This is a genomic window from Rhodocytophaga rosea (assembly GCF_010119975.1).
In the GTDB taxonomy this organism is placed as follows: Bacteria; Bacteroidota; Bacteroidia; order Cytophagales; family 172606-1; genus Rhodocytophaga; species Rhodocytophaga rosea.
The window spans coordinates 3,883,637-3,899,283 of sequence record NZ_CP048222.1 but is presented as its reverse complement, the minus strand read 5'-3'; the positions used below and the strand labels follow the sequence as shown (position 1 = coordinate 3,899,283).

11 protein-coding genes and 2 tRNA genes are annotated in these 15,647 nt (G+C 37.6%); 12 read left to right on the top strand and 1 reads right to left on the bottom strand.

What is annotated here, in order from left to right:
• Positions 1 to 232 precede the first annotated feature (232 nt).
• The 10 genes from GXP67_RS16125 (at position 233) to GXP67_RS16080 (ending at position 11,199) form a co-directional block, all read left to right on the top strand.
• Positions 233 to 1,618, top strand: a complete 1,386-nt coding sequence (locus tag GXP67_RS16125; RefSeq protein WP_162444073.1) for a hypothetical protein — start codon at positions 233 to 235, stop codon at positions 1,616 to 1,618.
• Between the two features lie 15 nt (positions 1,619 to 1,633).
• Positions 1,634 to 1,706, top strand: a tRNA-Lys gene (locus GXP67_RS16120).
• A 4-nt stretch (positions 1,707 to 1,710) separates the two neighbouring features.
• A tRNA-Ser gene (locus GXP67_RS16115) sits at positions 1,711 to 1,783 on the top strand.
• A 374-nt stretch (positions 1,784 to 2,157) separates the two neighbouring features.
• Entirely contained in the window at positions 2,158 to 6,075 is a 3,918-nt protein-coding gene (locus tag GXP67_RS16110) for a DUF7619 domain-containing protein (protein ID WP_162444072.1), read from the top strand.
• Positions 6,076 to 6,637: 562 nt separating this feature from the next.
• Positions 6,638 to 6,931, top strand: a complete 294-nt coding sequence (locus GXP67_RS16105; protein WP_162444071.1) for a hypothetical protein — start codon at positions 6,638 to 6,640, stop codon at positions 6,929 to 6,931.
• 67 nt (positions 6,932 to 6,998) lie between these two features.
• A complete protein-coding gene (locus GXP67_RS16100) occupies positions 6,999 to 7,985 on the top strand; it encodes a DUF1444 domain-containing protein (protein WP_162444070.1) in 987 nt (328 codons plus the stop codon).
• Positions 7,986 to 8,036: 51 nt separating this feature from the next.
• Positions 8,037 to 9,056, top strand: a complete 1,020-nt coding sequence (locus GXP67_RS16095) for an energy transducer TonB family protein (RefSeq protein ID WP_162444069.1) — start codon at positions 8,037 to 8,039, stop codon at positions 9,054 to 9,056.
• A 108-nt stretch (positions 9,057 to 9,164) separates the two neighbouring features.
• Positions 9,165 to 9,752, top strand: a complete 588-nt coding sequence (locus tag GXP67_RS16090) for a hypothetical protein (protein ID WP_162444068.1) — start codon at positions 9,165 to 9,167, stop codon at positions 9,750 to 9,752.
• 135 nt (positions 9,753 to 9,887) lie between these two features.
• The gene (locus GXP67_RS16085; protein ID WP_162444067.1) at positions 9,888 to 10,568 is read left to right on the top strand and encodes a class I SAM-dependent methyltransferase; all 681 of its coding nucleotides are present in this window, start codon (positions 9,888 to 9,890) and stop codon (positions 10,566 to 10,568) included.
• 166 nt (positions 10,569 to 10,734) lie between these two features.
• Entirely contained in the window at positions 10,735 to 11,199 is a 465-nt protein-coding gene (locus GXP67_RS16080) for a hypothetical protein (RefSeq protein ID WP_197901696.1), read from the top strand.
• A 58-nt stretch (positions 11,200 to 11,257) separates the two neighbouring features.
• On the opposite strand, the gene fusA is transcribed toward GXP67_RS16080, so the two are convergent.
• Entirely contained in the window at positions 11,258 to 13,369 is a 2,112-nt protein-coding gene (gene fusA / locus GXP67_RS16075) for an elongation factor G (RefSeq protein WP_162444066.1), read from the bottom strand.
• Between the two features lie 1,233 nt (positions 13,370 to 14,602).
• Here fusA and GXP67_RS16070 point away from each other — a divergent pair.
• Entirely contained in the window at positions 14,603 to 14,995 is a 393-nt protein-coding gene (locus tag GXP67_RS16070; RefSeq protein WP_162444065.1) for a hypothetical protein, read from the top strand.
• 215 nt (positions 14,996 to 15,210) lie between these two features.
• Positions 15,211 to 15,642, top strand: coding sequence for a helix-turn-helix domain-containing protein (locus tag GXP67_RS16065; RefSeq protein ID WP_162441276.1), 432 nt, complete (start codon positions 15,211 to 15,213; stop codon positions 15,640 to 15,642).
• Positions 15,643 to 15,647: the final 5 nt, after the last annotated feature.

Below are 15,647 nucleotides of genomic sequence, written 5' to 3'. Positions count from 1 at the left end.
ACAATTTATATTTTATGTACTAGTAGTAATATTTTGGAAGAAGGATAATCATCTTAAGTCCATTTCTACAGCTTTATCTTATAGATGCAACAGGAAAGATGTTTCCATACAGAAAATGATGATTTTTCTGTAGGTAAAAAATAATTTCATCTGCGCAGAAAGGCTGCGCACTAGATGCTCAACTTTGTTGCAATAAGTAGCAAATGCTTTTTAAGAAGCTAAAATTATAGCCATGCTTTTAGAAAAATTGTATCAAAGTGTCACTGACCGGATTCGTCCGGAGGATGTTGCAGAAAATATTCTCTTGCTGCTAGAAGGTAAACTTTCCCAAAAGGAAAGAAATAAACTGCAGAAAGCAGCACAAGGAACTTTGAAAAGAAACCTCTGGGGCTATACCTCTATGAGCCAAACTTTTGCAAAGCCTTCAGGAGCTAAAAAGCAAGTAAGCAAAGCCGTGGAGCTTTTTAAGTTATCTGCTGTATCTAAGCAGACTTATGAGGATTCTTTGGCATTAGAAGCATTTATTACTTCAACCTCAGGGTTAATTCATAAACAGTATGGGCAGAGTCATTTTGTAGAAGACCGGTTAAATAAATTGGAACGAAAAGCAAATGGGATTGAATTATCCAAACGCCAATATAATAAGCGCTTTCGCTTGCTAAAAAGACTGGAAAGAAAACAAGGCACCCTTTTAAGAGAAATACGCAAAGGAGAATTTAGTAAAGTAGCCAAACATGGCCTTGCCCATCACCTGACCTTTGAAGCATTTGCTCAGGATGAAAATACGGCCTGTTTCATTGCCTATTACATAGCCCGTTGTAATTTGAGAAGTGAGTTCACCATTTTTGGGCAACAAAGCTCTTATGATGAAATAGCAGACATGCTCTTTGACCGCTTGCTGGAAGAGGAAAAGCAAACACTTCCCTTCTTTCAGAAATCGAAAGAGTTGAAACCAAAGGTTACTACCAACTGGTGGGCCATTGCCCAAGTGTATCCGAATGCAAGAGTGCTTTCTTACTTAAGTGAGGAGCAGAAAGGAATGCTGCTTGGTAGGTGGACAAGTGTACTTGAGGAGTTATCTTGCTTGCTGAAAGAGGTATGGGAGAACAGCCGCATCAATAAAGCTACGATGGTAGTAAAAAAAGGAGATGATTCTTCTACCTGGAATGCACTTGCCGGTGCCTGGAACAAGGCAAGAGATAGCTGGATGAACCTTGTCTTCAGTTTAGGTATGGAAGCGATCTTAGAAGAGATATGTGTTGGCAAAGTGCTCCGTTTGATGGCAGCCGATGTGGTAGCCTGGCATTTTCGAAGTGGCGGAAAGCTGGATGCCAATACTATTGTATGGAATGAGTTACCCCTACCCTGGCAGGTGTTTTCAGGCAAAGCTACCTGCACCAAAAGTATGGTGGAGAGAGCCTGTAAAAAGTCAAATGTAGATCCTCAGAAGAGTGGCTGGATTGCGCCTCATACCCATGGAGTAGTAGCTTTCAAGCCCACTCCAGAACTAGTTCATGGTGTAAGCATCAGCAATCCATTTCTAGCAAAGGTTTTAAAAAGGCATCATTATTTTTCAGGCAAACAGGCTGTAAAACTACTCAAACCTGATGATAATTAGCCTGTCAAAGAAATAAGTGGGGTAGCTCAATGGCAGAGCATCCGGCTCTTAACCCGGATGGACACAGGTTCGAGCCCTGTCCTCACTTCATTTCTAAGATAGCTCAGTGGTAGAGCGCCCGGCTCGAGGACCGAGTGGACGTAGGTTCGAGCCCTACTCTTAGAACTTATTTTATATATACAACTTCCTTATTAATAATTTGAGCAGCAATTCAAAACGGCAAAACTTAATTTTTTTTGATAATTTTCAATTAAAGTTTAACTTCTATCCTCTCTACTTTTGACTTTCCTGCTGTTATTGTTAATGAATGATACCCTTATGCTACAGTTTAAATAGTGAGTATTGGCGCATCGTTCTAATAAGTTTCTTGGGTTGATTACTTTTTTAAAAAATCTGGCATTAATTTAGTTTGTATATATCAACTCAAACTTCTTGAAAAAGGCGGTTTTATATATACGCTTCTTATCACCAAATAGAATTATATAAAAGCTCCATACCACCTACCTAGTTACTTCTATTTTCAGAACTAAAATTGTTATATGAGTAAACTTTCTACTAAGTTATTTTCGATTCTCATTTTCCTATTTATAAGTTCAATAGCAAATGCTCAAGAGTTTGAGTGGGTAAATCGTTTTCCACAACAGGCTAATGATAGCTATTATAAAATAACTGCCGATGGAAAAGGAAACGTATTTATACTTTCTACTTTTAATGAAACAATAACGCTGGGGGATTCTACTTTTAACTCTAACTCACCCTCTAACTACGATGATTTATTCTTAGCTAAATATAATTCTGCCGGACAGATTCTATGGGCAAGACAATTTGGAGGGTATGGAGAGGACATGTCGACTGGTGAGGATATTCCTGTAAGCCTTGCTCTAGATAATGACGGAAACTGTTATTTAAGTGGGATTTATAGTGGCGTATTTAAACTAAATAATGCTATATATAACACCCGATTAGTTGGTGCATATCACTCTGAGAGCTATGTGTTAAAATTTAATGGAGATGGTCAGCTTGCCTGGGCAAGATTTTTAGAAGGAAAAAATTCAGCATCACATAAAGCTTTAAGTATTGATGGAGCAGGCAATGTTTTAGTGGCAGGCAATTTATGGTGGGGCTATACTTTAACTGCAAATGGAGTTAGTATTACCCCTAAAGTAAATGAAGAATCCTATCTGGTAAAATACAATAAAAATGGAGATTTACTGTGGCTAAAAAATACGGGTGGTCGGAACAATTCTATTGTCCGGGATAAAGCAGGATTTATTTATATAACGGGAGTATATCGGGAAGGAACTACATTTGACAGTATTAGTCTGAATCCTGCATTTTATAATGCCAATTATGTATTCAGTTCATTTATAGCTAAATGTGATGCGAATGGCCGTGCGCTTTGGGCAAAACCTATTCAAGGAAAGGGCGATATAGAGAGTATGGCTATTAATATAGATGCTTCTGGAAATATATATGTGATGGGACGCTATGATAATGAGGTTCCACTTGGCCAAGATACATTGCGAAATATCATTGATTCAACTCCTAATAATTATAATGCATTTTTGGCTCAATTTAATTCTACCGGAAAACCTATGTGGGGATTAAAAATGCTTAGCCCTAACAAAGTAATTAGTGGAGATATTGTAGTTGGCCCAACTGACAATATTTATTTTTCCGGGACTATGGTCTACAGAGGCCTCATAGGTAATACCCCATTTGGAGTGAATTATGATGTAGGCAATTTTTACGGCAAAATAAACCAATCTGGTACAGTGCAGTGGATTAATCAAATTCTACGTAGTTCTACTTATAATATTGGGAATCACATGGCAACAGACGGAAAAGGAAATCTATTCCTGGCGGGACAGGGAGGTCAAAAATTTGGGCATATCACCAGCTATGAGGAAGAACGTTCCGTTTATTTGACAAAACTTCGGGATACTACTTTTATTACTCCTAGCCAAATACGAGGCAAAGTATTTAATGAATTAAACAACAATTGTAAGCAAGATGCAAATGAAAAGCCGTTAGCTAATCACCTTTTAAAAGCTGAACCTGGGCCTTACTATGCATCCACTGATAAAGACGGAAATTACCAATTAGAACTGCCTAAAGGTACTTTTCAGATCAGCCAAATTACTCAGGTGCAAGGATTATTTGTAGAACAAACTTGCCCTGCCAATCCAAGTACTTACACCATTACTATCAATTCATATGGAAAAGATACTTCCGGATTTAATTTTGGCAATCAGGTTATTCCCTATCCACTCTTAAAAGTAGGTATTGCTGCAGACCGCCGCAGACGGTGTTTTCGTAATACTACTACTGTCAGCTATACCAACCAGGGATACGCCACTGCCCAGAACGTAGAGGTGCAAGTGTATTTTCCGCAGTATGTAATTCCAATAGATGCCAGTATGGGCTTTACCAGGAAAGACTCTTTGTTAACTTTCTCTATCGGTAGCTTGCAACCAGGGCAAAGCGGCACAATCATTATTATTGATTCTGTTGCATGTGGCAATGAATCCATCCGGGGCTTAACTCAATGTGTGAAAGCAGTCATTACTCCTTCTAATACCAAACCTTCTGATCCCAATTGGGATCACTCAGACATCACACTAAAAGCAGTCTGTAAAGAAAATGGGCTGGTAAAACTTCTTATTCTCAATTCAGGTATAGGCTCTATGGCCGATAGTGCCTCCTATCGTATTTATCTGGATGCTCTGCAAGTATTTGAAAGTAAATATAAATTACCTAGCGGCGACAGTCTCTCTCTGCAAGTGCCAGTCAATGGACGGACTATTAGACTAGAAGCAGATTTAAGGCCTTACCATCCAGATGCAGGAAGGGTGCCTAACATCACCCTGGAAGGCTGTGGAAGCTCTACTCAGGTTACAGTAAGTAAAGGATTTGTAGATCAACTTCCCCAGGATGATACAGAGGAGGAAGTTTCTGTATCCTGCCTTCCTATCTTAGACAGTTTTGATCCCAATGATAAAGCCGTAAGCCCGGTAGGTATAGGGCCAAGTAAAATCATTGCTGCTGATCAGCCACTAGAATACCTGATCCGCTTTCAGAATACAGGAACAGACGTGGCCTATACGGTTACTATTATTGATACTTTAGATGCTGCCCTAGACATTGCTAGCTTGGAAGTAGCCGCTGCTTCTCATTCTTATAATTGGTCAGTAAGTGGCGTTGGACTTCCAGTACTTATTTTTATTTTTAATAATATTAATTTGCCTGATAGCTCAAGCAATGAACCAGCCAGCCATGGGTATGTTCGTTTCAGAGTTAGACCCAAGCAAGCCACAGCAGATGGAGTTAAAATCACTAATCAGGCGGCAATCATATTCGATTATAACAGCCCGGTAATGACCAATGTGGTAAGTCAAACTACTGGGCAAATGCCAACAGACATGCAACAAAAGATTGATATCGATATCTGTTCTGGAAATTATCCAACACAAGCCCAAGCAGGTGAAAACATTATACTTTCAGAAACTGCTCAAGTTAGTATGCAGGCTAATCAAGCGATTAAAGGGTATGGGTATTGGAAACTGATCCAAGGAAAAGGGACAATAAGCAATCCAGCTGATCCTACAGCAAAAGTTATGGGACTAGGGGCCGGCAAAAATATATTTGAGTGGCGTATAGCCATGTGTGATAGTATTTCAAAAAGCCAGGTTACAATAGAACGGGTAGTAATTCCTGCCAAACCGCTTGTGATCGCACCTGCTCCCTATTGCCAGCGTGAGAAAATCTTACCGATAAGAGCAGAAGGTACTGGAATTCAATGGTACTCAGATGCAAGCCTACAAGAAAAATTAGCAGAAGGAGATACTTATCAGCCAACCTCTACTCATACAGATACCTTATATATGACCCAAACCATAGATGGGTATCAGAGTTTGCCTACAGCTGTTATCATCAGTATCAAGCCTGAGATTGCTGCCCCACAAGTTGACCCTATTGGCTATGTATGTAATGGCCACTTACAAGCACCGATTCAGGCTATCGGCGAACGGATCAAGTGGTATAGAGATGAGAAACTCACAAGTCTCATCCAAGAAGGTAACACCTTGGAACAAGGCAACTTTACTGAGCATGTGCTTTTTGTCACGCAAACTGTAAATGGATGTACTAGCCCAGCAAGCAAGGCAGCACTTCAAACAGGTGAAAATGATTTAAAAGCAAAGGTGTTCATTCCCAATGTGATTACGCCCAATGGAGATGGAGCTAATGATGCTTTTTTTCAGCCTCAGTTTAAAGAAGGGACCTGCATCGGTAATTTTCACTCTATCAGAATATACAACCGGTGGGGTAAAATGGTGTATTCAAGTTCTGACCCTGCCTTTGCCTGGACAGCTCAGGGAATGCCTACTGGATATTATTACTATGAAATCCGCTACAGCAATTTTTCATCTCAGGGTGGCTTATCTGTCTTGCATTAAGAGTAAATAGTTAGGCTAATATGGCGTAATTTGTATTACGCAGTTAAACTAATTGATGGAAAATATTGTACATGTACAATCGAGAATCTATGTTATTTACCATAAATATTTCTTCTAAGTCACTTTTGTAAATGAGAGTATAGGTCAAGACAAAGACTGTAATTCCTTTTTTATTCAGCTTTGACAAACAAAAAACACATATATTATCCAATTAGCAACCTGTTACAATCTTCAAAGTGAGTGGATCAATACATTGTACATAATTATGTATTAATGAGTCATTGTCCGTATCGAGAATTAATAAAAAATGAAAACAGAAAAAGTATTTGCCCTCATTTTCCTGCTCACTCTTATTGGTAAACTTTTACATATACCTGGTTCAGATTTCCTTCTTGTAGTTTCCCTGAGTACATTGGCTATATTATACTGCCCTTTTTCTTTTTACTTCTTCTCCTATGAAAATATAAAAAATCAAAATTTGCCTCTATCCATTCTATCAGGAGTACTGCTGTCAATTATACCTGTTGGTATATTATTTAAATTACAATATTGGCCTGGTGCTATGATACTGTTACTCTATGGCTTAGTGCCTGCTATAGCACTGCTTGTCATTATCTTTTTACTGAAAAGGAAACAGACGCCTTTATTGCCTTATTATCAAAATATGTGGATCAGAACATGGATTTTAGTCATTCTTGCCACAGGCTTATATCTTATTCCTTTGTCTACCCAAATACGAATTCAACATTGGGATGATCCACAGCTGGCCAGGTTAAAATACCGCAGCTACAGCAATCCTGAGAATGAAGCTTACAGACAAGCCTTAGTAGAGTATATAGATAAGAAAGCTCAATAGCCCTCAAAATTGGCAGAAGAACAAACCATGGCTCATATAAAGTTACAAATCAGTCAAATTTATAATAATGCGATTTATCCTGTTTCTGCTTTCCTTTCAGTTGTTATTCTTTTCTGCTTATAGTCAGAAAATTGATTATTCCGTACCCAAAGACTTTGTAAAGTATATCGACAAACAAGACTACCGGAAAATAATAGATGCCTCTGTGGCTATTATTAGTAAAAGGTATCAAATAGATTTTGTTAAGAAAGGAGCCATCCATTTAAAATCAGGGCAGTATATGGAAGGTTTCCATGTAGACAACCTGATTAACAAATGTCTCCGGGTAGAAGATAAGTCCAAATGGGAAACAGAGATAGAAGAGCATTTTACAAACCTGTTTGCCTCACTCGATGAACAAAAGAATATCAACCCGGAAGATTTCGAGTCGATTAGAAAGTATCTGAGCCTTCGCATTTATTCAAAGGTTTTTATTGAGCAAAAAGCAGGTAGAGATAAGATTATTTTTGAAACCCATCTGGAAGATACTTACACGGTGTTAATGCTAGATTTACCTGGCGCCTTTGCTACCGTAGATCCTGGAGTCTTTGAAAACTGGAAACAAAATAAAAAAGAGGTATTTGACATTGCACAGACCAACATCAACAAGCAACAGGTAGAGAAAATTACCAAAACATTTCAGGTAGATCAGGCAGAAGTAGAGATCTCGTTTCTAGGAAATGAGGATTATGCAGCCAGCTATGCCCTGGACCTAATACACAATTCACCTGACTTAGTAGGTGAGTGGGGTTCAGTGATTGCTGTTCCCAATAAAGGATTAGTAAATATTTGTAAGATCTCAAGAGATAAACCAGTGGAATTTGTAAAGTTTATCCAATACACAAAAGCAGCTGTTGAGCAATTTTACAGACAACATCCTCAACCTATATCAAATCAGTATTTCTGGTATTATCAAGATAGATTTACAAGGATTAATGTACTTACAGATGCTGCCGGAAATATCAATGTTATTGCCCCTTTAGGTTTAGCCGAGTTGATGAGTGAAAAAAAGTAGGCTACTAAATAGTATCCAATTTTGGTAATGTCAATCTGATGCAAAACACATATGAAGCATTTTGTACTCTTATCAGTTATACTTCTTAACACAATTTTCTGTTCTGCTTCATCCCCTACATATTCCCTTTTAGGCCGATGGATTAAAACAAAGATCACTTACCAGGATAGAAGCGAGTTGCCCGAGGATATGGAAATGAAATATCAATACACCCGGTTCTCCTTTGAGAAATCTAATAAGGTATATATCAGTTTTGCTTATAATGATAAAGGTGTTGCCTTTAGTTATACCATCAAAGATAAGCTTTTGAATGTAGCCAACGAGCAAGGATATATTATAAATACCTATCTAATTGAAAAACATTCTGACTCAGAACTTATTCTCATTCAGAAAGGAATTGCCGGTTTTGATGAGCCGGACTGCTTGCGCTATATTTTTAGCGCTGAACAAAAATATCAACAATCTTCTCCTTTACAATCCAATGATATTATTTCTATTATGAGTGAAGACACTCTTTTTAAAGCCAGTGAGAAAATATATGCTACCTATACAGGTAAAACTTCCTTTCATGAATTCCTAACTGCTAATATAGCTGAGTATAAGCAAGTTTCGGCCACAAACAATTTCTTTTTAGCCAGTTTTATTGTGCGAAAAACTGGTGAAATTGATAGCGTACAAATTTTGGAAAGCATTAATCCAAACTTTGATAGTCAGTTTCTAAAAGCAATCAACAAAACTAAAAAAAGCTGGCAGCCGGCTACTTATAAAGGCCATCCGGTTGATGTGCAGATGCAGGAGCAATTCAAGTTTACTTCTTCAGGCAAGTTTGTGTCTGCTTATGACTTTGGACAAAAAGGCAAAGATGCCATGAAAGCCGGCAAATATATGAGTGCATTGTATTATTTTGATCTTAGCTTAAAAGCGAGACCTGATAATATAGAAATTTTGTATCAACGGGCTGTATGCAAATTGTATTTAGGCAATAAAGATGCTGCCTGCGAAGATCTGCAAAAAGTAAAAGAGCTTGGAGGAAAAAACGCTGACCAGCTTATTGAAAACAATTGTAAATAAATACAAGCCGTGAAAATTATTTTCATTGTCAAGCATTTCTTGATAATCGAATTTTATTTTCAAGTAAGTTCTTTTTGGACAATTCTGATGAACCAGCAATAATAATCAATGAGAATAAGAACTTACCAGCCAATTAATTCAGGAAATCTGTTCTGGCTTAGTTTAGTTTGGCTTGGCATAACAATGATTGGGGTGTATAGATGGGGATCAGTTAAAAATCACTCTTTTATTCAGAATGCCATCACTACTACTTCAATTATTTCTATTAGCTTTTTGCTATTCATCACTATCGGCCTCTACAAAGGTTATAAGTTGAAGGATAATTTGGGAAAAGTTATCGATAAAATTCGATTTCCGGATTCAGTAGATCTATCAACGCTTCCGGAATCTTCACATTCTGCAGAAGTAGAGGATGGCTGTTTAGGTATTCTATTTAGCATCTTTCTTTGGATTATATGGGCGATTGTATTTTCTATTGCACTATGGGTTGTAGGCAATGTATTAGTTGGGATAATGGCTTTATTAGTGGCTATGGTGTACTGGATATTTTTCAGGGCTATGCGAATGGTGTTTAAAAATGTAAAACAATGTAAAGGCAAACTTTGGAAAAGTTTCCAGGTTGGTTTCTTCTACACTTATTTGTATAGTGGATGGCTCTACGGGGTTTTACTTCTTTCATACTATTTTAAACACTAAAGTTTAGAACTAATTGCATGACATCTAAATAATGTATTGCCAATCAAATCTAAAACCATCTTGAGCTGATTAATATTTCTCAGTTGGTGTAAAAAATAAGGCTCAAGTTTATGTTCTATTAATAACTATAAGATCATGCAACTTCAAGGGGAACAATCTCTAATCTGGTCAACAGTAGTAGCTAACTGCCGCATGAACCGGGAAAGAGGGCTTTTAGGTGTAAATAGTTATGAAAAGGAACTCAAGCTAAATATTCTCTCCTTTCTTGAACAGAAGGCCGAGCAGAAGGAAATTATCTACTGGTTGGATATTTGTTGTGGAACAGGGAAAGCCTTAGTAGAAGCCGCTGCTTCTCTCCAAAGTAAAGGCATTACTAACGTAAAGATAGAAGGATGGGATGTAGCCGGCGTATTTATGAATGGGCATACTAGTTTTTCTAATCTACAGTTTGTTACTGATACTATAACTAACTGGCAGCCTACTTACCATTATGACTTGATCACATGTGTCCATGGATTACATTACATTGGAGACAAACTAGAAGTAATTCAAAGGTGTATTAGCTATCTTACAAAAGATGGTTTATTTATTGGTAACCTGGATCTAAAAAACATAAAAAAGCTTGATGGAACAAATTTAGAACGGCAGTTACGCAAAACATTGCAGAATTGTAAAATTCAATATAACCTCAGGCATCATTTATTAACTTGTGAGGGGAAAAAGCAGCTTAAATTTGACTTACAGTATGTAGGTGCAGATGACCAGGCAGGAAAAAATTATACTGGCCAAGAAGTGGTAGATTCCTATTATCAATAAATCTCAATTTTGTTATAGTATCAGTTTAATGTCTGTACCTTTTGTATAAGAAAAACTATCGATACACTTACAAAGCTGCTTGTACCGCAATGCGTTACTTTGGCAGCAATAAATTGTATATAGTTGCAAATACACCAATGTCATGCACTATATACAATTTATTTCCATGCAAAAAGCAATACTCTTACTTGCCAATATTTTACTTATTGGATGTACTGGTACCAAAAAAGCAAGTACTTCTGATAATGCTGGAAAAGGAGATACCCGTACAAAAGAGGTAGAATTTTTAGATGACCAAACTTACTATCTGACTGAATCTGCTAATGATAAAACCTATGGATATGAGAAAGGTAATCCAGTTAAAGTAGGTGGAAGTAAGGAAAATAGTGGGCCTAAGAATCAAAGGAGATTCTTAAACGGTCTGCTCGGTCCAAATGGAGAACAGATTAAATATTATAGAGCAGGTAGTTGCTGTGGATTTAAGACACCCAATGGATTATTTGATAATATAGGGCTGTTAGATTTGTATAAGGTTTATTGGGATGGCAGCGATACACTTAATATTTATATTAATCTATATGATAAAGGAGATCTAATGATACCTGTTGGATTAACAGCTAAACAGAAATAATTTCAAGAATAATCCATATGAGACAAAGAAAAAGCCGGACTGCTCCGGCTTTTCTCATTTAAACAGACTTAGTTAATACCTGTTGGGTAATAGCCGATGGAACAGGAGCATAATGCTCAAGTTGCATACTAGCCTGCCCCCTGCCATTAGTAATTGTTCGAAGCACAGTTACATAGCCAAACAAGGTGGATAAAGGCACTTGTGCGTTAACCATCTGCACATTGCCTTTCGCCTCTATACCTTTAATCGTGCCTCTTCTGCGATTCAAATCTCCAATTACCCCTCCAATGAAAACATCAGGCGTAGTTACTTCTACCTTCATCACCGGTTCTAGTAAGGCTGGTTTAGCTTCTTGTACACCTTCTTTAAAACCAAGCGTAGCGGCCATCTCAAAAGAGAGTGCATCCGAGTCTTCTTTATGAACCCTTCCATCTAGTAAAGTCACCTGCATAGCTTCTATCGGATATCCTCCCAAAGGACCATGTTGCATGGCATTTTCAAAGCCTTTTTGTATGGCAGGCACATATTCCTTAGGTATCGCCCCACCTGTGATTGCATTGATAAAGATTAGGCCTTTTTTGCCACTTTCTACTGGTGATAGTTCAAAGGTGATAAGGGCAAAACTGCCACTGCCTCCATTCTGCTTTTTATAGCGCTTAGTATAGACTACCTTTTGTGTAATCATTTCCCTATAAGCTACCTGAGGTACACCCTGGTTTACTTCCACTCCAAAATCAGCAGCTAGCCGGCTAAGTATTACTTCCAGATGCAATTCACCCATCCCTTTCAGCAGCGTTTGTCCAGTTTCAGTATCGGTTGAAAGCTGCAAGGTAGGATCTTCCTCTAACAAATGGGCTAAGGCATTAGCTAACTTATCTGCATCAACCGCTCTTTTTGCCTCTATGGCATAGCCAATGACAGGCTCTGGAAACTCCATCTGCTCAAGCACAATGGGATGATCTTGCTCACATAAAGTATCTCCAGTATATACATCCCGGAGCCCCACTACCGCTACAATATCTCCTGCTTGTGCTTGCAACAGGGGTTCCTGTTTGTCAGCATGCATTTGCATGAGTCTTGACACTCGTTCTTTTTTGCCTGTGCGCATATTGAGCACATAGGAACCAGCTTGCAGGCTGCCAGAATAAATCCGGATAAAAGTAAGCTTGCCTACAAAGCTATCTGTGATAATCTTGAAAGCCAAGGCTGCAAACGGGGCTGTAGCTTCTGCTCTTCTCACTTGCTTGTTCTCAGATTGCGGATCAATGCCTTCTACAGGAACTACCTCAACAGGGGAAGGCAAGTAAGCCACAATGGCATCAAGTATTGGTTGAATCCCTTTGTTCTTGAAAGCAGAGCCACATAAGACAGGTACGATTTCCCCACTAATAGTAGCCTTGCGAATGGCTCGTTGCAGATCTTGCAATGTGATTGATTGCAAATCAGACAAGTATTTCTCAAGCAGCTCATCATCATAACTAGCTACTTCTTCTACAAGCCATTGCCCATACTGCTGCACCATCGAAACAAGGTGAAGGGGAACCTCTATCTCTTGCCAGCTTTTTCCTTTGTCTGATTCTAGCCATCTGATGGCCCTTCCGGTTAAAAGATCTACCACACCTTCAAATCTATCTTCTTCTCCAATGGGTATTTGCAGTGGAAGCGCATTGGCAACTAGTTTTTCTTTTAAGTCTGCTAACACAGCAAAGAAGTCAGCCCCTGCCCGGTCCATCTTGTTAACGAAAGCAATACGAGGCACTTTATACCGGTCTGCTTGTCTCCATACAGTTTCAGACTGAGGTTGCACCCCTTCTACAGCAGATAAAACAAATACAGCCCCATCCAGTACCCGTAGAGAACGGGCCACCTCTACAGTAAAATCAATATGGCCTGGTGTATCAATTAAGTTAATCTGATACGGCTTCGTGTTGTAAATGACTTCTCCCTTGTTAGTAGGGTAATTCCAGGAAACACAGGTAGCAGCAGCCGAAATGGTAATGCCTTTTTGGCGTTCTAAGGCCATAGAATCTAATACAGTATTCCCATCGTGTACTTCTCCCGTCGAGCGGATCCGACCTGCATAAAACAGGATACGTTCACTCAAGGTAGTTTTACCTGCATCAATGTGAGCCATGATGCCAATATTTCGAATCAAAGAAAGTCGAGTCATGTTTGTAAAATTTATTAAGCCAGCATCTAAAGTAGAAGCTGACCTGGTTGCTAAAAATATTTATGTAAGTGCCATGGGTCAATTACCTTTCTATTGGTATCTGCTTTGCCATGGCTGCAAGAAATAGCAACCATGACTCAACTTAGCCAGTCTCTCTGCCCAGGGCATTCCCTTTAGAGACCTGGCCTAGGTCTATTAACCAGATCTTATTGCGCTCGATAAAGCGTTTCATGATGATTGTTGAATAAATAAGTATGAAAACAAAAAACCCGGACCTGTATGGCCCGGGTTTAGCTTTGATGAGGTGAAATGATTTACACCTTTTTATAGCTATACATATCTGGACACAATACAGACTCGCTGCTACTTAAAGTAAGTAGTGCTTTGAGCAGATTGTCATTGCAATAGATATGCAGAGTTTTCATCACTTAGTAATTTTAATGCAAAGATATAAGAGCCAATAGCATATTTGCAAATATTAGATTTTATAGTAAGTGCAATATGCTTTGACCTGGGTTAATACTTAAATTTTTGTATAAGTAAACAATTTACAACGATGGTATCTTTCCTCTTCTTATTTCCTAAGGATTTATACATGATCTAAAAAATAGCAGGAGTATATTTTGCATTGCAATTTTAGAAACGACAGACTTTCGTAAAAAAGATTGGTGTAAATTAAAAAGATCTTGATTTTACTATAATAACTTATAATTATTATCGAAATAATTTCAAATCTAATGCACTAATTTTAGTAGGTATTTATTTTGATATCTTATTAATAAAAGTGATTTGGCCAACATAAGATTTTATTTACACAAAATGCTTCTTTAATAATACAGACTACCACTCTACTATATAATAGAATGGGTAAACTGTGTACAAGAACCTAATGTGATAAAGTATTCTCAATCTAAATCAAGAATTACGATTTCCTTAATGGCAGATCCTAATCAAAACTATACTATTCACAATGTAGCAAAATCTAGTATAGATAAGTACAGATTGAAAAACATATAGATTGCTTCTAAGCAAATTGACAATTATAATTTTTCACCATAGTACACTATTGGAATAAGTGAAGAAGCCTAAAGTAAAAAATAAATTGAATGGTAAATTACTTGATAGTTTGTACTTGAATTTAGCATTTTAGATGCTAAATTCAAGTACAAACAAATTAATTCATATTCTTAATCAGACTAGCAAACATTTACTTTACTAATAAATATTCTTATTATGAGAATTCTCATTATACAGGATGAAACCATCTCTGGAAATATCCTGCAAAAAATTGAACTGGAAGTGGCTTCTGAAATTGACACATTAAAAGATTTAATCGAGAAAAGGGTACGATATGAAGTAGAAATGTATAATCAGAAAGTCACTGAGTTCTTTAATGGCCTGGTGCAACCTACTGAATCAGAGAGAACATTAAATGGTTATAAAATGAAAAAGAACAAAGCCATTGATCCTGAACAACAAGTCTATAAAGCATTAGAAGGATTTCAGAAAAATGGATTTTTTGTTATTGTTAACGACCGCCAGGTCGAAACTCTAGATGAGCAAATATGGATAGGAAATGGAGCTACAGCAAGTTTTGTTAAATTGACACAGCTAGTAGGAGGGTGAATGGTTTGTGGGCAATAACTATCTGTTTTTACACTTAAACCCAAACATGTTTTACTACTAATTTCCCTGACTTTAGCTCTTCTCCACTCATGTTAGAAAATTTCAATAAAAAAATAACTGTCGTTTCCGAAAGCAAGAATGAAAACATTAAACTAGATCAGCTAAGTAAGAGTACACAATTAAGTATAAGATTTTGGCAAATTGTATCTTTGCTTATGCGTTATATCAAGAAGATTACAGACAAGCAAAAACAAGACTTAGAGAAGATTCATAAAGATAGTAAAAGTTATCAGGAACGTAACCGTTGCCAATGTATACTGTTATCCAATCAAGGCTATCAAGTACAGAAGTTAGCAAGCATTTTTCAAGTAAGTCAGTTAAGTATTTATAAGTGGTTTGATCGCTTTGAGAAAACAGGTGTGGTAGGGTTAAAGAACCAAAAAGGGAAAGGCAGAAAACCCATCCTTACTACCAGTAATGCTACCCATGTTGAAGTAGTGGAAAATAGCATAGAGAAAGAAAAACAACAACTTAAATTAGCTAAGCGAGAGATAGAAGCTAAATTAGGCACGGCTATGAGTGAGATGACCTTGAAGCGGTTTTTAAAAAAATTGACTACCGATGGAAACGTTTCCGTAAATGGATAAAGCCA